The sequence below is a fragment of the Microbulbifer variabilis genome, assembly GCF_056232115.1.
Genome location: NZ_CP174325.1, coordinates 4,716,583 through 4,733,869, shown reverse-complemented (window position 1 = coordinate 4,733,869; position 17,287 = coordinate 4,716,583). Strand labels below are relative to the sequence as shown.

Annotated in this window: 17 protein-coding genes; 7 read left to right on the top strand and 10 right to left on the bottom strand. The window is 43.2% G+C overall.

Annotation, left to right across the window (positions count from 1 at the left end; translation table 11 throughout):
- The first annotated feature begins 273 nt into the window (after window positions 1–273).
- The 4 genes from ACJJI7_RS21240 (at window position 274) to ACJJI7_RS21225 (ending at window position 5,693) form a co-directional block, all read left to right on the top strand.
- Window positions 274–1,173, top strand: coding sequence for an NmrA family NAD(P)-binding protein (locus ACJJI7_RS21240; RefSeq protein ID WP_020413285.1), 900 nt, complete (start codon window positions 274–276; stop codon window positions 1,171–1,173).
- A 141-nt stretch (window positions 1,174–1,314) separates the two neighbouring features.
- Complete coding sequence (locus ACJJI7_RS21235; protein WP_083922721.1) at window positions 1,315–1,533, top strand: GDCCVxC domain-containing (seleno)protein; 219 nt, start codon at window positions 1,315–1,317, stop codon at window positions 1,531–1,533.
- Between the two features lie 1,203 nt (window positions 1,534–2,736).
- On the top strand, window positions 2,737–3,864 hold the full coding sequence (locus tag ACJJI7_RS21230) for a hypothetical protein (protein WP_020413284.1): 1,128 nt from the start codon (window positions 2,737–2,739) through the stop codon (window positions 3,862–3,864).
- Window positions 3,865–4,199: 335 nt separating this feature from the next.
- Window positions 4,200–5,693, top strand: a complete 1,494-nt coding sequence (locus tag ACJJI7_RS21225; RefSeq protein WP_353376665.1) for an APC family permease — start codon at window positions 4,200–4,202, stop codon at window positions 5,691–5,693.
- A 118-nt stretch (window positions 5,694–5,811) separates the two neighbouring features.
- On the opposite strand, the gene ACJJI7_RS21220 is transcribed toward ACJJI7_RS21225, so the two are convergent.
- The 3 genes from ACJJI7_RS21220 to ACJJI7_RS21210 all read right to left on the bottom strand — a co-directional run bounded on the left by ACJJI7_RS21220 (window position 5,812) and on the right by ACJJI7_RS21210 (window position 8,523).
- The gene (locus ACJJI7_RS21220) at window positions 5,812–6,411 is read right to left on the bottom strand and encodes a hypothetical protein (protein WP_020413282.1); all 600 of its coding nucleotides are present in this window, start codon (window positions 6,409–6,411) and stop codon (window positions 5,812–5,814) included.
- A gap of 286 nt (window positions 6,412–6,697) precedes the next feature.
- Window positions 6,698–7,864 carry a patatin-like phospholipase family protein gene (locus ACJJI7_RS21215; RefSeq protein WP_444901272.1) on the bottom strand — a complete coding sequence of 389 codons (1,167 nt, stop codon included), beginning with the start codon at window positions 7,862–7,864 and terminating at the stop codon, window positions 6,698–6,700.
- 452 nt (window positions 7,865–8,316) lie between these two features.
- Entirely contained in the window at window positions 8,317–8,523 is a 207-nt protein-coding gene (locus ACJJI7_RS21210) for a hypothetical protein (protein WP_282953049.1), read from the bottom strand.
- A 577-nt stretch (window positions 8,524–9,100) separates the two neighbouring features.
- On the opposite strand from ACJJI7_RS21210, the gene ACJJI7_RS21205 reads away from it, so the two are divergent.
- Complete coding sequence (locus ACJJI7_RS21205; RefSeq protein ID WP_020413279.1) at window positions 9,101–9,619, top strand: MaoC/PaaZ C-terminal domain-containing protein; 519 nt, start codon at window positions 9,101–9,103, stop codon at window positions 9,617–9,619.
- Window positions 9,620–9,789: 170 nt separating this feature from the next.
- Here the strand turns inward: ACJJI7_RS21205 and ACJJI7_RS21200 are convergent, their stop codons facing one another.
- The 6 genes from ACJJI7_RS21200 to ACJJI7_RS21175 all read right to left on the bottom strand — a co-directional run bounded on the left by ACJJI7_RS21200 (window position 9,790) and on the right by ACJJI7_RS21175 (window position 13,740).
- Complete coding sequence (locus tag ACJJI7_RS21200; RefSeq protein WP_020413278.1) at window positions 9,790–10,134, bottom strand: hypothetical protein; 345 nt, start codon at window positions 10,132–10,134, stop codon at window positions 9,790–9,792.
- A gap of 290 nt (window positions 10,135–10,424) precedes the next feature.
- A complete protein-coding gene (locus ACJJI7_RS21195) occupies window positions 10,425–10,709 on the bottom strand; it encodes a hypothetical protein (RefSeq protein WP_157533484.1) in 285 nt (94 codons plus the stop codon).
- Between the two features lie 453 nt (window positions 10,710–11,162).
- Window positions 11,163–12,029 (bottom strand): AraC family transcriptional regulator, encoded by an 867-nt coding sequence (locus ACJJI7_RS21190; protein WP_282953050.1) that lies wholly within the window; start codon window positions 12,027–12,029, stop codon window positions 11,163–11,165.
- 164 nt (window positions 12,030–12,193) lie between these two features.
- The gene (locus ACJJI7_RS21185) at window positions 12,194–12,736 is read right to left on the bottom strand and encodes a hypothetical protein (RefSeq protein WP_020413276.1); all 543 of its coding nucleotides are present in this window, start codon (window positions 12,734–12,736) and stop codon (window positions 12,194–12,196) included.
- Window positions 12,736–13,011, bottom strand: a complete 276-nt coding sequence (locus tag ACJJI7_RS21180; protein WP_020413275.1) for a hypothetical protein — start codon at window positions 13,009–13,011, stop codon at window positions 12,736–12,738. The genes ACJJI7_RS21185 and ACJJI7_RS21180 overlap by 1 nt, the downstream gene beginning before the upstream one ends.
- Window positions 13,012–13,206: 195 nt before the next feature.
- Entirely contained in the window at window positions 13,207–13,740 is a 534-nt protein-coding gene (locus ACJJI7_RS21175; protein ID WP_282953051.1) for a mechanosensitive ion channel domain-containing protein, read from the bottom strand.
- 304 nt (window positions 13,741–14,044) lie between these two features.
- On the opposite strand from ACJJI7_RS21175, the gene ACJJI7_RS21170 reads away from it, so the two are divergent.
- Together ACJJI7_RS21170 and ACJJI7_RS21165 are read left to right on the top strand one after the other, a co-directional pair.
- Window positions 14,045–14,434, top strand: a complete 390-nt coding sequence (locus tag ACJJI7_RS21170) for a LexA family protein (protein ID WP_282953052.1) — start codon at window positions 14,045–14,047, stop codon at window positions 14,432–14,434.
- Window positions 14,435–15,688 (top strand): Y-family DNA polymerase, encoded by a 1,254-nt coding sequence (locus tag ACJJI7_RS21165; RefSeq protein ID WP_020413272.1) that lies wholly within the window; start codon window positions 14,435–14,437, stop codon window positions 15,686–15,688.
- Window positions 15,689–16,099: 411 nt separating this feature from the next.
- On the opposite strand, the gene ACJJI7_RS21160 is transcribed toward ACJJI7_RS21165, so the two are convergent.
- Entirely contained in the window at window positions 16,100–17,254 is a 1,155-nt protein-coding gene (locus ACJJI7_RS21160; protein WP_444901273.1) for a patatin-like phospholipase family protein, read from the bottom strand.
- Window positions 17,255–17,287 lie beyond the last annotated feature (33 nt).

Here is a 17,287-nt window from a genome sequence, read left to right as displayed (position 1 = left end):
TTGGAGCGAGTATTAAGGCGCCAGATTATCAATTTTATGTAGGTTGGTAATAGCTACTAGATTATATTAGCTGAAAGAGAAGTCCATAGGTCAAGTGATTTGCAGGACAGGATGTTACCCCACTTCTCTGGCGTAGATAGATATCTCCCCATATTACAATACGCTTTAATTAGTCTACTCAGGTTTTCTTATTTCATGATTTAGCCTAGCGATATCAGATGACAAAAGTGGGTAGTCTAATGAAAAGTAACAAAAGTAGGGGAAAGTACTTTAATGAGTAATCAAAAGAAGAGGCGCCTCCTCGTTATTGGTGCTACTGGGAAAGTAGGTGCGGAAGTCGTTTATTCTTTAGTCAAGTACCCGGATATCCAAACAGTTGCTGCTATCCGGCGGGATGATCAGGCGCAGTCGATGCTTGATATTGGCGCGGAGCCAATTCAGCTTGATCTTGATGATATGACTACAGTCGAGAAGTCAGTAGTTGGTGTCGACGGAATTCTCTTGATGACCGGTTACACCGTAGATATGTTGAAGCACTCGAAACGTGTTATTGATGCTGCAAGGCGCTCAAAAGTTGATCATATTGTTCATATCGGCGCTTCTGGTGCTGATACCGCCGAGGTTTCCCATTGGGGGTGGCACCAGATGATAGAAGCTTATATTGAGCAGCAAGGGTTTAGGTATACCCATCTACGTCCCGAGGGCTTTATGCAAAACCTGATTAGTTTTGGGTGGCTGCAAAATGGCAGTTTAACCAACCTAATCGGTGATGCTCGCTGGAGTTGGGTTGATGCTCGTGACGTAGCGGCAATCGCGGCTGCAGCCCTTAAAAGCCCTGATAGATTTAGCGGTCAAGTCTGGCGTCTCGGTTATGATGCTGCGAGTATGGCTGAGGTTGCCGAGATGATGAGTGACTTGGTAGGGCAGTCAATAGCGTTAAGCCCACTTGACCCCCAGATCTTTTATGAGGAGGCTGTAGCTGCTGGCGCTGATCCTGTCTATATGGCCTGTATTAGGGATCAGTTCCGTTTAAATGCAGCTGGCGCAATACCTAATGCAGATCGGACTTTTGATGAGGCCGCATTCAAGGCAGCTGTTGGTAGGTTGCCTGCTACATGGAATGATTTTATTCGACGAAATGCAGAGGCCTTAAAGGTTGCCGCAATTTCATAAGGGTAGATAGTGATTCCTGACAGATAGTTTTATAGAGTTACTGGTTCTTGGTAGCAGTTATCTGAAATAGCTTTGTGATTATCAAGAGTTCAAGACAACTGTTATTTCGACTGTAGACATGTGAGAGGCTAAGAACTGGTAATGAGAGAACAAATTCTAACTTCTACGATTACCTGCCCTGAGTGTGGGTATAAACAGGTAGAAAGTATGCCAGTTAATGCTTGTCAATGGTTCTATGAGTGCGGGCAGTGTGGGAAATTATTAAGCCCCAAGCAAGGTGACTGCTGTGTATTTTGCTCCTATGGGTCAGTTCCATGCCCTCCGATTCAAAAAGGCAGTGAATCTTGTTGCTCCTTTTAGAGGATAAGAGATGGAGTGAAAAGGTTTAGCTACTCAGATCTTTGCTTAAGCTGTTTGACAGCTTGGTCTATTTGAGTTTTTGTTTGCTTCAAGTAATCTCTCGGCATGGATTTTTAGAGAATCTATAGACTCATAATCAAAGATACCAACTGTTGGGTTAATAACCTTAACGTTCAAATAATCGTACTCAACCTTTCCAGGGCAGATAATAGTTTGGCAATCTTTAGTGTGTATAGTTGCTGGTTATCCATCGATCTTTGCATATCCGTGATAATGTCATGAAACCAGCGTAGCTGCCCCCAATTTTTTACCTCTTCATAACTAGTGTTTACTCTGCTGAGAGGAGCAGAGCCTGCGCCAAAATCAGCACATAATAATTTTTATCCGGAAATTCTTCGATGATATCCAGTAATATTATGCGGTGGGATCATTGGCCGATACTCCTGCATCGGCAAAGTATCAGTGGCTAAAATCTCTATTTATGATCATAAAGTCAACTGGGGAAAAACATTTCAGCACTAGAAGCTGCGATTACTAATTGGTAGGGACTGTTCGAAGGCAGGTTGGTGATTTCTTCACCACCAACTCCTCCTTCATCCAGGATTAGGATATTGATAGTTTCCTTTTTCTTTAGGCGACCCTCACTGATAATTATTTCTTCTGTAACGGGGGGTTCTGTTGAATTTTATCTTTTCAGTAAAATGATGATTGTAAATATAGGCGGTGATGCCGAAAACAAAGATTAGTAGGAAAAATATAATTGTTGATCGCCAAGTTTTCATTGTGCCACCTGATTGGTTCAAACTCATTGTAGTGGTGTTCGATTAGAGAAGTAATATTGCTTTGTGACTTTTAGATGTATGTTTCATCTACAAGCTTATCCTTCATTAGTTATAAATATTAAAGAGCTCTTTGAGCACCACTAGATGCGGTGTTTTGTGTATGAAATTTCAGAGGTATTTCTTTTTACTCTTCTAGCGTGGTGACTGATACTTCAGATGGGTGGCTTCTTATTAAATAAACCAAAAAAGTGAGCTGGTAATTGTGGGGCACTCTGAATACCGTGAACGTATAGTCACAGAGAGTGTAAAAGGTGTACTTACCTGAGTATTTTGCACCCTTGGTTAGCACTTTTTGGGATGGTGAGCTAAATAATGTGCAGCAATTGCAGAAATCGATTATCTATCACCAATAGGCCGCACTATGAACAACCATATTTTCCTGAAAATATTTTTATTAGCATCTCTTTTATTTGTTAGCCAGGTTCAAGCCGGCTCTAGTAGAAAAGTAGATGGCGACGATCAGTTAGTTGACGCATTTGACGCTGCTTGGGTAAGAATTATTAATAGCGGTAAATATCGAAAAATAATCCAAGACTTTGCTGAGCCGATTCCAGGAGTAATTGATGCAACAGATTACATTGTAAATCAAGCTGACTGCCTTCCAAACCCAGAGATCACTCCCTTTCCCGCCAAGCCCAGGGGACGATTTGCCAAGATATTGTCTTCAGGTCAAATACGCCGTGGGTATATAGCTGGAATGCCCTGGTTTATTAGTTCTGGAGCTAGTACTTCTGATTGGTTTGATAATGGTATGTATGGCTCAAGCATACTTGACGATATTTTTGTAGAAATACTCAGAGAAATTGCCAAGCATTACAGTGTGGAGCAGATAGAGGTAAATTCTATTGAAATTCCATTTCCTTTCAATACAACTTCTGCCTTACAGGATGGGATCTTTGGTACAAACCTTAGCCCGTTTAGTGAAGTCTACGAGATGTTCGAATTCGTTAATAACCCAGGTATCATCGTTGATATTATAGGCCAGTTTAATGCAAAAGGTGGTGAGTCTGAAAATCTGCGCAGGCTGAAGGGGCGTCGGTCAACATGCACCATTATTAGTTCTGGCCAGTTTATTCATATACCTGTTGGCTCTCCCTATGTAGTTAGTTCCATTGACGATTTGCAGTCTAATCCAAGTATAAGAATTTGTACTGGAAACCTTTCAACTCAAACAGCAAATCAGTATTTTCCAGAGAATGTGGTTGTCACTAAACGACAGCTTGATATAAAGGAATGTTATGAAGCAATCAGGGATGGAGAGGCTGATGTGTTCTTTAATTCACTTCCGAAAAACCCCTCCCCTGAAGCGGTTGGTGTAGTTGGTGCACCAATTTTTCAAGCCACTATTGATACCAAAATTGTTGCAGGAACACCTTACTGGGTTAAGGGAAATTCTGTTATATGCAAGCCAGTCTTTGTTCCTGGTCCCTTTAACTTTGGAACCTTTCGGGAGTGTGTGAAGAAAAAATATAATATTTCAGACTCATAGATCTTAAAAAGTTTTTATATATGGGGACGCGCTATAGATGTTGCTTACTTTGAGGATTAATTTTGATTAAGCTGTGATGGCAATAGGAGCGAGAAGCTATTCCCTCTGAAGCTCTACCGTTTAACTAATTGTGTATGGAACGTGTTAGCTGAAAGGTAGGGATAAGGTTTAACCTTGAGTGAATTTAGATGATATATACGCCCTTAAAATGCTTTTGATGACGGATAAAGACCTGGTTATTTTTGCTGGTACTGAAAAGGTTAGTCTGTGCATTTGTCATTGCATAGTGAAACTGTAAACTGTTCTTATTTCATTATTTTACACAAATCAGCGATATGCATCATACCAAGCGTGGCAAGAAAAAAGTTTCGCTTTTTAGCGCAACATTACTCAGTGCCACCTGTATGATAGGATCAGGGTGGTTGTTTAGTGCTCAATTAACGGCGAAATATGCAGGTAATTGGGCTTTTGCGGCATGGATACTTGCTGCTCTGTTGGTCTTGATGGTAGGGCTTTGCCTTGCTCGTATTGTGGCGACTTACCCAGTGCGTGGAGCCTTGGCCCAAGCTAGTGCCCTTTCGCACAATAGCATCTTTGGTATGCCTTTTGCTTTTGCGAACTGGTTTGGTATCTTGATGGTTGTGGCTACAGAAGCACAGGCTACAACACAGTATCTATCATCTGCTATCGGTTCTGCGATACTAATACAAAATCATACTCTTACTATATGGGGGAAGGTACTTGCACTCAGTATTTTAGCTGTTTATCTGTTAATTAACTTTTACGGTATTCGTTGGCTTACTAAAATTAATAATGTAGTCACTGTACTGAAGATTTTTACTCCATTATTTGCGCTTACTGTGCTTCTCATTGTGGTTTTTACCAGTAATCAAACCAGCTCAAATTTCTCCCTTTCTTACAATCAGCAGTTTGATTTTCGTAGTGCATTTTCTGCCATCATTGGCGCTGGACTTATTTATTCATACAATGGGTTTCAAATTAGTGTTGCATTTGCCAGTGAAATTAGGAAGCCAAGACGTAATATTCCACTGGCTATAACATTGTCAGTAGTGATTATCACCCTGGTTTATCTTGCGTTACAATTTGCTTTTATGGAGGCGATTCCGCGTGACCTGCTGGTTGAGACTGGTGGTTGGCGGGGATTGAACTTTACCTCTCCACTTCTAGATCTTGCTACCCTTCTTGGTCTGCATTTTCTAGCGTTAGTGTTACTCGCTGACAGCGTAACTAGCCCCTCTGCCTCTGGGTATACTTATCTTGGTGCATCATCAAGAATTTTATTCGCGATGGCTACAGTTGGGCAAATGCCTCGTTGGCTCGCGGTGTTAGATCCAATACATAATATTTCCAGACGGTCCATGCTAGTCAATTGGGTATTAGCAGCTGTTGTTCTAGCTAATGCGGATAGCTGGGCAGCACTTATGGTGGTTGTAACTGGATATCATGTCGTTGGCTATATGGCTGCGCCTATCAGCATGGGAGCACTAGAACCTGAAATGCGGTGGTTTGGACTTATAGTTTTTGTTCTACTCAGCCTGATAATGTTGACCATGAAGTCTTCATCGCTGCTTCTGGTTTGCGCTTCTCTAACTATTTTGATATCTATTTATGCATCATTACATATTACGGGTACGGGTGTACGGAAGTTAGCGCTTTTCACGTTACCATTCTTAGCCTATTTATGGACTCTATATTTTGTATCAAGTATTTGGCTGGTACTGATGGTATCAGGAGTTTTTTATTTAGTAATATCATCTCGCTCTTATGTCGAGCTCTGTAAGGGTTACGGTAGGGGAGAGGGGGGATAAGAATAGAGTTAGGCCGGATCTGAAATACAACACCCTTAAGGCTAAATATGATCCTCTAAGCCGAGTGAGTTAGACCTGGCAGGTAAGTGGCACCACCAGTCAGGTCTAACCTTAATGATCAAAACATAGAATTCACCATCTCTTTACTTTTTGACTTACCTGACCCGTGATTACGATCGTCCCAGGTAACTCTTCCAGTCGCGAGATTCAGCTTCACACCTTGGTGTCCAACATAGGTATCACCTTGGCGTAGGGACATTTCGGTAAAGACTCCCTGACTATTAAAATTAAATTTTTCCAGGTTAGAGATATTAAAATTAACATCAAACATTCGATTAAAATCCAGTACTCCACGTACCACATCAATCAGGGCTTGAGTATGTCTTAGGCTGGATCCGTTCCCACTCATTGTTTGGTGCGAAGAGTTGCCATTTAGAGATACGCCGCCAAACACCCATCCTCTCCACTTTCTTCCCGGTGCAATAGGGCACACCGCTGCCATTATCTCAAAGGTATCATCCCTTACCTGTGGAGCTTGCATTGAACCAGAGAAGTGAGCGACTACCCCAATCTTTCTGGGAGCGCCACTATAAAGTACCAGTCCTACACAGGAGCCATAACCGTCAGATCTTAATTCTCCTGCATTGGTGCCGGTTACCCAAGTACACTCCGGCCTGAAACGATAAGCCGCATAGCCATCTCCCAATCGAACTGCCATAGCATAGACTCCTTATTGGAAATTTATTCAATATATGACCATTCAGTCTGTACCAATATAACGATAAATTACGTGAGAGCCTTGATCAATATCAGCAGATTACACCTTTGAAGAATGACTATTTGCTGGATAGTTAATGTCCAACCTTTAGTGCGGGAGCTTTTGGTGTTGGTCGCAGTGTTTTATAGGTTAAAGTTAGCTTAACGGGCTAACTGAACGGTAATCAAAGTCTGCTGGCAAACCCTTGCGCCGGGAAATAGATCTTGAAGTAGGGAGCTAGGTATTGTTATGTCTCCCCACCAAGATGCTTGAGAACGTGGCAAATTTCTTCTTTATTATCGTTAATAAGTCTTTCTGATAATATTTTCAACTTGTCAATTGATTTGTAATCGAATGGATCTACAAAGGGGTCAATAATTTCAACATTCAAATAGTTGAATTCTATTTGGCCTTCAGGAGCAAGCGATTTTGCTATGTCAAGTGTGTATATTTGTTGGTCATCCATTGATCTCTGTACATTGGATATGGCATCCTGCATCCAATTCAATCTTCCCCAATTTTTGAGTTCTCGGTAATTTTTCTCCATAGTTTCTAGTGGAGAAGTACCTGCGCCTAAAACAAGTACATAGTATTTTTTTCCAGGGAACTCTTTGATGATTTCACGCAGAATAATGCTTGCAGGGTTGTTTGCTGATATTCCTGCATCTGAATAATAACGATGTTTAACATCATCATTGTGGCTCATAAAGTCTACGGGCGGAAAAAGGGTCTCTGCGGCGGCGGCAGCTGTTACCAGTTGGTAAAGAGTGTCTGTCGGCAATTCGCTACTATCTTCGCCGCGGTTCTTAAATAGATGTAGCTTACCGGTATGGATATCGAGTGATGGAATAATGACGTAATTATTTAGTTCTCTAAAATTCAGTTCGCTACTATAGTGCTTTTGCATGACTTCATGTAGTCGATCTCCCAGAAATCTAGGAGATAAAAAGCCATTTACTGTTAAGATTTTGTGATACCATGGCGAAGAGAACAAATATTCGCTTTCGCTTTTATAGATATCAATAATTTTTTCACTTTTTGAATGAAGCTCTGCTTCTTCATCCTTGAACATGTAGTCTTTCTGATGAGGCATATTTAACCCGGTTGCGATGATGGCACCGGTTGATACCCCACTAAACACATCAAAAATTTCACTGGTAGGCTTACCTAATTTGTCCTCAATATATTGAAGGACATAAAGAGGGATAAGACCGCGAATACCACCACCATCGATGATAAGGATTTTGATAGTATCTTTGTCTTCAAGCCCCTTGTTGCTGACTATTGGTTCATCAGAAATAGGAGTCGCATTAAACTTGATGCTTTCAGCAAGTTGATTGTTGTAGAAATAAACAGTCCCAATGAAAGCAAAAGCTAACAAAGTAATAGTAAGTAGTAAGTATCTGGTCCTCATGCCAAATTCAACCTGTATCCTCTTTATTAAGAAGAGTACTAAATGGCGTATTAGTTTTGCATTAAAAATACCTTTTGGTGACTGTGAATATATAAATATTTTTTACATTTTATATATCGATTACCAGGCAGTCGTAAAGATATTTAATTGGGGAGGGCTTGTGGCTGTTTCACTGGGAAATTATTTGTTTTTTTTGTGGTGGGGAAGATTTATATTTTATCCTCTTTCTTATTGCTTCTCGTGTTTCTATCTCTCGAGGTGGTTTTTGGCTTATATTTTATCTGAATGTATTGGAGCTAAAGGGCTATTGAATTATTCGTTTTAGCCTCACTGTCTGAGGTCTTATATTAATAAGTGGTCTCAAATATAATCGCTTTAGTTCTATAGCTGGCATGTGAAATATTAATGTATATTTAGGACAAAAATAGTATTTTGCCCTAAATAACTTCCACTCAGTTGCAGCTATGCCCATCTACATCTGCACCGTCTTCAACCCTATTGCAGTTAGGGCATTGGAATCCTCCGCCCGGTTGATTCTTGTAATTAATGTAGCTCCATCCAGTGGGAGGGTTGTCAGGTGTGTACTTGGCTTCTACTGGAGCAGGGTTTGGATTTTGGGGGTCTAAAGTCCCGTCTTTAGTGCTAAGTTCAACTTCCATATTGATTACCCATTTATATATTTAAAAGTACTGATCGATGATGCTGACCAGGCAGATTCAACAAAAGATACTGCTTACTTTTTAGTAAGCGAGTCAATTCTATATGTCCACGTTGTTGCTGTTCTACTTCTGGTTATCACATCTTCTTACATGGTGGAACTTTGGTGCACAATTAGTTAGTTTCTGGCTCAGTTTGTCTGGTAAGTTACGTATTGTCGTTATTTTACGTTTGTATTTTTCAGTGGCTTATGAGTGTGGGTGTAGGATGGTTTCAAGAAATAGCCGGGGGCACTTTGTAATGATTTTTCTGCCAATAGATTGAAAAGGTGCTTTCCTTGATTAATTTAAAGCAACAAGAGTTTATAGCCTTAGCTATTCTCCTGAGCGGGATTAAAGTATCTGTTTAGGGTGAAATCGTGCAGTGCGTGGTGTGTGAATAGATTGGTTGTGTGCCAGATGATTAATCTAAGTTGTTAGATTATTTTTGGTGTGTGTGATTTTACGCCATTTTTTATGAGGTGTGCGTGAAGTAGGAACCTTGGAGATTTTTTAAGGGGAAGAATTACAGGAGAATATCGTGAATTTTAAACCATATAAAGAAATTGAAGAAAACCGATTTCGAGAGGATTTTGGTTTCTATTTTGAAGACTTCGAAGTTGGACTGGTGATAGAGCATCGTCCTGGTAGAACCTTGACACGAACTGACAATGTCTGGATGACACTACTTACTATGAATACTGCTCAGTTGCACTTTGATGCGCACTATGCTGAGCGTACAGAGTGGAAATTGCCACTGGTAGATAGTACTTTAACCTTGGCAATCATAACTGGCATGACTGTTAATACGATTAGTAAAAAGGTTGTGGCCAATTTGGAATGGGATAAAGTAAAGTTGTTAAAACCAGTCTTTGAAGGGGATACTATTTATGCTGAAAGTGAAATTATCTCTAAGCGTGAATCGAAGTCGCGGCCCGCTCAAGGTATAGTTACCGTTGAGACTAGAGGTATCAAGCAGAATGGTGATATATTTATGACGTTCTTAAGAACTGTGCTGGTTTACAGAAGAGGGCACACACCGGATTATGCTATTCTTTAGCAGCCTTTGATTGTAAGGTTGTATAAAATATTGTTACATAAAAAATGTGATTTTACTGCAGTTAGCGCCGGTGAACTGAAGTGCCTACTTAAGGTGGGCCTATATGAGCACCCTGACACTAAATACTTAATTATCTATTTTTGACAGTTTTAAGTTTAGTCATTGAGTGATCAATACCCACGGGAAAAATAGGATAGCAAGTTTGAAATACTGCCTAATATAAGCACAATCTGGCTCCACAGGAGTATCTTGCAGCGAGATCGTGAGTTTCTGAAGGGCTTCCCAATTTGAAAAAAAACAACAACTATAAGCCCCATGATAATTGGCGCTAAGCCTCCCCCTATGCCAGCGGCAATGTTTCCTGTGCGCAAGAATTGGCCGAGAAAGGCTGCGGTAAAGGCGAGTGCTATAGAAAGTAATAGAAATAGAACTAGAGTAGCCCCGGCCTTGTTGGTTTTAGTACCATCAAGAGTATCACTATTTGATATTGATGCTGAGGAAGCATTTTTATTCATAGAATTTTATCCATTTGTTTGTTTCTAATTGGTACGGCGCATATTTAATAGGGTTCCTGGAAAAATTTCCTAGTAACAACTCACTTAGGGTATCATGCTTGCAAGTCGTTTCTAATACGTCTTATTACATCGAGCCTATCTTGTTTTATGTAATCTGATATTGCAGGATGAATCAGCGCGAACTTAGAAGTCTGTTGTTTGCGCAGGGTTTTATTGAGGTTTAATAAATAGAGGTTTGTAAAACGATAATTGAGTGCTAACTATCTAGGGGGAATTTTACCTTGTGGAGGTTAGTAATCGTAATTGTCGTATCCAGATCGATATTTTGAATCAAACTTATCATAATAGAAATCTACCCTGTTGCCTTCACGGCAGATAACATCGCAGTGGCTTTGATTTTCAACACAGATATTTTGTGGTCTTTCATTATCACGAATGCACTTGCGGTAGATATCTCTACAGGTATGCTGACAGCGACTGACGATCTCACGTTCGTAAAGAGTTTCGCCCCGGGTGACTTGAGGTGCCAGTGTAATAGCGAACCCTGTAAGTAGAATCGGAAGCACTCTCTTCATAACTGTGTTAGCCCCTGCTATGTCCACTCTGGGTGGACTAACACGCTAAAGATAATGTTTATCTGACCAGGGGACAAAAAACTCTAAGATTATTTTGTGATTAGCACGTATTTTGTATGCCTGTTTCTATGAGTATCCTGGTAAACATATTACATAACGTGATTGTTCTGTTAGGAGACTGGCTATTCACTTATCCCTATGTCGGCTTAGTATCGTTGAAGAGTATCCCTGCCTGCTGTTTAAAACACTATTGAAGGAAATACAGTTTCAGCACTAGCTGCAGCTGTTGCCAGTTGATAGAGGCTGTTTGAGGAAAGATTGGTAATTTTACCTTGGTCACTCTCTGGGGTGAGCGAGCCTCAAAGAGTTTTGCATTTCGCTGGCTGAGTTTCCCTTACTATGGGAAAAAGGTGTAGGCTGAAGTCAGTTTGCGCCTAGTGATTGAGAGTGCGCTTATTCTATTGGCAAGAAGATATCCGTAATCATTTCACTCTCTTTCACCTCTGGAAAGAATTTCACCCTCTCCAGAAAAATCGGGAAGTTTCGCAGTGTGAAACCAGACACTTCCAGCCAGTCTGAATATAGATAGCTTACGGTGATACCTATTGTGTCATCACTGCCGGTATGCCTGATAACCGCACACTTACCAGCGGGAATAGTCTTGCTCTTGATGCCATGGTTATCATTCTTCACTGAATATGGTACTGAACAACAGACATCATACTGGTACTCACCCGGTTCGGTTGTTGCCGGATCATTATAGAGAAGATTGAATGTCCTGCTTGTAGCCGGTGTTAGCCCCTGTGATTTCCTCCACTCAATAAATTTTCTAATGGTTGTGCTAAGTAGATTTGGTGGCCCCTTGTGCTCCAAGGCCGCTACCAAAGTTTCGGGAAAGTCTATGATGGTCACTTGGATTTTGTCCTGGCTTCTCATTATCTGTGTTCTCAATGTCAGAATAGGCTGGTAGTGGGAAAGCCAGTGGTCCCAGTTTGGCGACAGCCGGAACTTTGATGGGCTCTGACCAAAGTGCTTTTTGAATGCCCGAGAGAAAGCTTCATGGCTGTCATAGCCATTTTCCAAAGCTATATCCAGGATCCTTCTGTCTGTGCGATAAGCCAGCTGGTAAGCGCTACGCTTAAGCCTTAACAGCCTGACAACGGCCATTAAGGGCATGCCAAAATATGCTGAGCATTGGCGATGAAAGTGATACCTGGATAACTGGGTGAGCCCGCATAGCTGGTCGATATCCAGCTCGGTATCAAGGTTGGCTTCGATATAAGCTAGTACTTGCAGAAATTGTTCCCGATAACTGGACATACTTGCCTTCCTCCCCTTTGGTAATGGAATACTATAACGACAGGGTTACTAAGGCTTGATCAATCTTGCTGAGTAGAGTTGAGGGTTGGTTTGTCTAACTTGAATGGGGGTAAATGGGAAAGTGGTGGGGGCTTAGCCCCCATTTGAGTACTAGCGGATGCCAGTTAGCAGGGGGTGGATGATCGCTTAAAGGTGTTGACCATCATTTTTGCCTCTTTGAGGCTACTGAGATAACCCTTGAGGGAATTTACTCCGGCTTTAACCCCGAGTGAGCTCAACTTCATAACCAGTGAGAGGGCGAGCTCTGATTTGAGATAGGGCGTGAATGCCAGGAATGCCTTGAAGATAGAACAATGTATTCTGTTTAGCAGGTTCTGTATTTCTTTGTTGCTGGTAGAGATCTTTTCAGCCTTTTTTTCGAAAGCCTTCAGCTCATCCAGGTACTCCACAAATAAACGGAAATTGAATACAACGGTTCTATGCTCCTTGTACTCCGCAATGATAGTACTCAGGGCATCGTTGATTTTTCTGAGGGCGATATAATCTGTTCTGGAGAGACTCTCATAGGAGTTAGAGAGATACGTAATGGTATCTCTCCGCAACTGACAAAACTCGAACAAGTGCTGGTCGTGTTTTCTCATTTCCCAAAGCCGATATATCTGGATTGAAATGAAGAAAAGAGCAAGGGCTAACAATATGTAGAGCACTACTCAAACTCCTTTTCATTAATTGGCTTTCTCGGTGCCACTTTTCTGGTGGGCGGGGAATAGGAGAAGGCATTATCCATCAGCTTCAGGAACCTGTCTCGATACTCCCTATTATCTGCCGCTAGTCGATCAATTTCAACTTGACGATCTTTCAGTCGCCCGCTGTACATCCAGAAAAGTAAATAATGTGCAAAGATGAAAAATACGACAAACAGACCATTTTTCAGGCCCATTTCTTGGATAAAGTGGAGTATATCTTTGAGGGTATCGGTCATGTAGTCCCTTAAAGCCAATTTTACAGATTCATGCGCATTTTTAACTATTGAGACTATTGAATCAACTTGATACGAACCCCTGTTGCCGATAATGGGGACTCGTGTGCAAATTACTAGGATATGGGAGAGCCGGGGGAGCTACGTCTCGGCCCTCTGTTAATGAGCTGGGTATGGTAAAAAGCGGGGACCTGGGTATTACTGTACTTCTGCCGAGCGTGACTCCGCTGGCTCTTTGTTATCCTCAGCCTTACTCTTTTCGGGATTTTTTATTACGCCTTTCTGGAGCATTAATGTGTTCGGATAGGTGATCAATTCTTCCCCTCTCCTGATTAATACATGGAAGAGCGTGATTTCCTCAATAATCCCGGAAATGTCGTCGTCCTTATCCATTACCTGGATTTTGTCACCCACACGATAAGGAAAACCGAAGAAAATAATCAGGCTGGCGGTGATATTGCTCAGAATTGACCACTGGGCAAAGAGCGCCACGCCAATTACAGCAAATACCGAAGAGAGGAAGATGGAAACCTGGGTATATTCAAATCCCAAAGCACTGATCAGCAGTGCCAAGTGAAATCCCAGTAGCGCAATGCCCACAGTTTTGGAGATGTATTTCAGGCGGTAGGGTTTCACTGCTTTGGCGCCGCCTAACTTTTTGATGGCGGAAGAGCTCAATCTCATGCAGATAAAATAAGAAGCCACAATCAGTGCAGCGACCAATAAATTCATATTTGTGTCTCTCTCTTTGTGCTGGGGCAGGCTTATCGAGGGGTTCCAGTGGGCAATTGATCGAGTAATAAGAGGCCCTAGTATCTGGGTTTTGCCTATGGGGCCGGATCATAGTGCCAGAGTGTCACGCTGCCAAGCGGCTTGAGGGTAACTGGTGGGCTGGCCTTTGGTGTCAGACTCTACCTCTCCTTGACCACCATTGGATGTTAGTGAGCACTTCCCGGCCCTGTGGTCACTTAATTCTCTTGCCGGTGTCACTTTTCAGCCTCTAAACTGTATTTATATACAGTATTGGTGTTCCCTAATGAAACTGACCCCTTTATACAGCCATGGTGTTGCAGCAGGCTTCCCCTCTCCCGCGGATGACCACAGGGAGGATTCACTAAGCCTCGACCAACACCTTATTACCCGGCCCGCTGCCACTTTTATGGCGCGTGCCAATGGGGACTCCATGCAGGGCCTGGGAATCTTTGACCGGGATCTCCTGATAGTAGACCGCTCACTGGAGCCGGCTCAGGGGGATGTTGTGGTAGTTGCCCTGGATGGACAGCTCGCCTGCAAGGTCCTGGACCGCTACCGGGGGCGCCTGCTCTCCGCCAATGATCGCTACCCTCCGATATCTATCAGGGAGGGGCAGGAACTCGTTGTGGAAGGGGTGGTAAAGGCATCTATTCGCTACCATCGATCTTGCTGAATGCTGGCATTGGTGGATTGCAACAGTTGCTACGCCAGCTGTGAACAGATTTTTCGGCCGGACCTGCGGGGTAGGCCAGTGGTGGTGTTATCAAATAACGATGGCTTTGTGGTAGCGCGTTCCAAAGAGGCCAAATTGCTGGGTATCGGTGATTTGGAACCTTTCTTCAAGATTGAACATTTGCTGCGGCATCATGATGTTGCCATTTTTTCCAGTAACTACCCTCTCTATGGTGATATCTCTCACAGAGTCATGACAACCTTGCGGGACTTTAGCCCAGAGGTGGAGGTGTACAGTATTGATGAGATGTTCCTCAATCTGCAAGGCCTGCGGGAGGACTGGGTCGAGTACGGGCAGGGAATACGTCGAACCCTGTGGCGGGATGTACGCATGCCGGTGGGAGTTGGAATTGCCCCCAGTAAAACCCTGGCCAAGTTGGCGAACAGAGCGGCGAAGAAGATTCCCAAATGCGATGGGGTCTGTGTCTTGGATGGCCCGCAACGTTGGCAATGGCTGCAGAGACGCATACCAGTTGACAAGGTGTGGGGAGTTGGTCGGCGCTTGGCCCAACGGTTAGGGGAATTTGGCATTGTAACTGCCTATGACCTGGGGCAGGCCAACCCCAAAATTTTACGCAGGCGTACCAATATTAATATTGAGCGAACTATCGAGGAGTTGAATGGCTCTCCCTGTTTCAGCCTGGAAGAGCAGCCCGCGCCCAAGAAGCAGATTTATTGCACCCGCTCATTTGGGGAAAAGCTCACCGAGCTGCCGCCCCTGTTACAGGCTATTACACTCTATGCGAGTCGGGCGGCAGAGAAATTGCGTGCGCAGGAATACCTGGTAACAGCGATTCACCTGTTTCTGCATACATCCCCGCATGAGCCCAACTATTACAGCCGCAGCACCGTGGTGCGATGTCCTTACCCTACGGATGACACCCGCTTGATTGCCAGTTTGGCGAAGGGGGCCATAAGGGAACTCTATCGTCCGGGACACCGTTTTATGAAAGCTGGGGTGGGGCTGGTTGAGTTGGTACCCAAGACTTTGGGGCAGGGTGATCTATTCGCCATCGGGCAGCCGGCCCGTGCTGGTATGATGATGCAGACACTGGACCGGGTTAATCAGCGCTTTGGCAGTGGCACTTTGTTTTTAGGTGCTGAGGGTGTGCAAAAGCAGTGGAAGATGCGGCAGGCCTATCGCTCACCGGCCTACACAACGCGTTTCGAAGCTCTGCCGGTAGTTAATATTTAAAGGGCAGGCAGCAGCATTAAGGTCTGTATTTGCGGTATGTATATCGGGTGTTCCATTCATATTGCAGTTCTTGATTGCTGTGGGGGTGGTATTTAGTGGGGCGTTACAGTGAAAACAGAAGGCGGGTCTGAGGACCTAATGGTTTGCCAATTGTTTGGCAGAAATCATGCTGGGCAAGTTAATGCGGTGATAAAGTTTGCACTAACCCTGTTGTTGGAAAAGGCCCGAGGGAAAGCTTCCAATTCCAATAGTACAAAATATTAACGCCTTCATGATTAAGGTTGACAGCGAGTAGAAGACAGCAGCAGGTAGAATTAACGCTAAGCTCGTGCCGCTATTTCAATCTTTAGTTTAACCCTGCCTTTAGCGTCTGGAAGAACGATAGCAGAAAGGTATTACGAGACCGGTGCACTAATTTTGCTGTTCCAAATGCTTAATAATTCTCTCTAAAGCCGGGCGATTTTCTTCAATTAGCTGGTCAGCATAGGCTCTCAGGTGCCCTTTGGAGCCGGCGTCAAAGATGCCTACAAAAGGTTCTGCAATATCTATATCCAGAAAATCATATTCGATGCGCCCCTTGGATGAGAGAGACTTGGCAATTTCCAGTGTAAAAACCTGCTGGTGATCCATGGACAATTGAATATTAGAGAAGGCATCTCTCAGCCAGCGTAAACGCCCCCAGTTTTTTATTTGGTCATAACTGATTTTCGCCCCCGCAAGAGGTGGATTGCCAGCACCCAGGATCAGTAAATAGTAATTTTTCCCGGGGAATTCGTTAATGATATCCAACAAAATCAGGCTGGTTGGGTTGTTGATAGCCATACCCGCATCGGCGAAAAATCGGTGTCTTGTCTCCCCATCCGGAGCCCTGAAAATTACTGGTGGGAAGGCCGTCTCTGCACTGACAGAAGCTGTAACCAATTGGTAAGTGGTATTGGTTGGTAGGTCGGTGACAGAAGTTCCTCGGTTTTTAAAAAGGTGGATTTTTCCACTGTGTACATCCAGGGCGGGAATAATGACGTAGTTTTTTAAATCAGTAAATGGAAGGTGTTTTGAGTAGTGCTTCGCCAAGGTCTCGTGTAAACGGTCCCCGAGAAAAGAAGGGGAAAAAAGTCCTCCTGCAGTGAGTATCTTATGATACCACGGAGAGGAAAATACATAATCGGTATCCTCCCGATAGACCTTTATCATGTATTCAGTGGCTGACAGGTCTCCGCCACGGTATTCAAGGAGAGATTTAAATGGAACATTAACCCCGGTGGCAATTGCCGCTCCGGTAGAAACCCCGCTAAAAACATCGAATAGCTCACTAACAGGTTTACCAAGGCGGGACTCCAAGTACTGGATTATATAAAGTGGAATGAGGCCGCGAACTCCGCCACCTTCAATAATGAGAATATTGATAGTGTCTTTTTTTTCGATATCTGCCGTGCTTTTTATGAACTCTTCAGTCACGGAGGTTCTTTCAAATATAGCCGTCTGAGTGAATCGGGTATTGTAGATATATGCAATCGTGATATAGAGGGCGACTAAAATTAATAGACTGATGAGTACTTTTTTGGCCATGATTTTTTCATTGCAGCTAAGGATAAAAGCTCC

Coding starts and splice junctions, on each gene's coding strand:
- ACJJI7_RS21240 (WP_020413285.1), top strand. CDS start 274: ATGAGTAATCAAAAGAAGAGGCGCCTCCTCGTTATTGGTGCTACTGGG.
- ACJJI7_RS21235 (WP_083922721.1), top strand. CDS start 1,315: ATGAGAGAACAAATTCTAACTTCTACGATTACCTGCCCTGAGTGTGGG.
- ACJJI7_RS21230 (WP_020413284.1), top strand. CDS start 2,737: ATGAACAACCATATTTTCCTGAAAATATTTTTATTAGCATCTCTTTTA.
- ACJJI7_RS21225 (WP_353376665.1), top strand. CDS start 4,200: ATGCATCATACCAAGCGTGGCAAGAAAAAAGTTTCGCTTTTTAGCGCA.
- ACJJI7_RS21220 (WP_020413282.1), bottom strand. CDS start 6,411: ATGGCAGTTCGATTGGGAGATGGCTATGCGGCTTATCGTTTCAGGCCG.
- ACJJI7_RS21215 (WP_444901272.1), bottom strand. CDS start 7,864: ATGAGGACCAGATACTTACTACTTACTATTACTTTGTTAGCTTTTGCT.
- ACJJI7_RS21210 (WP_282953049.1), bottom strand. CDS start 8,523: ATGGAAGTTGAACTTAGCACTAAAGACGGGACTTTAGACCCCCAAAAT.
- ACJJI7_RS21200 (WP_020413278.1), bottom strand. CDS start 10,134: ATGAATAAAAATGCTTCCTCAGCATCAATATCAAATAGTGATACTCTT.
- ACJJI7_RS21195 (WP_157533484.1), bottom strand. CDS start 10,709: ATGAAGAGAGTGCTTCCGATTCTACTTACAGGGTTCGCTATTACACTG.
- ACJJI7_RS21190 (WP_282953050.1), bottom strand. CDS start 12,029: ATGTCCAGTTATCGGGAACAATTTCTGCAAGTACTAGCTTATATCGAA.
- ACJJI7_RS21180 (WP_020413275.1), bottom strand. CDS start 13,011: ATGACCGATACCCTCAAAGATATACTCCACTTTATCCAAGAAATGGGC.
- ACJJI7_RS21175 (WP_282953051.1), bottom strand. CDS start 13,740: ATGAATTTATTGGTCGCTGCACTGATTGTGGCTTCTTATTTTATCTGC.
- ACJJI7_RS21170 (WP_282953052.1), top strand. CDS start 14,045: ATGAAACTGACCCCTTTATACAGCCATGGTGTTGCAGCAGGCTTCCCC.
- ACJJI7_RS21165 (WP_020413272.1), top strand. CDS start 14,435: ATGCTGGCATTGGTGGATTGCAACAGTTGCTACGCCAGCTGTGAACAG.
- ACJJI7_RS21160 (WP_444901273.1), bottom strand. CDS start 17,254: ATGGCCAAAAAAGTACTCATCAGTCTATTAATTTTAGTCGCCCTCTAT.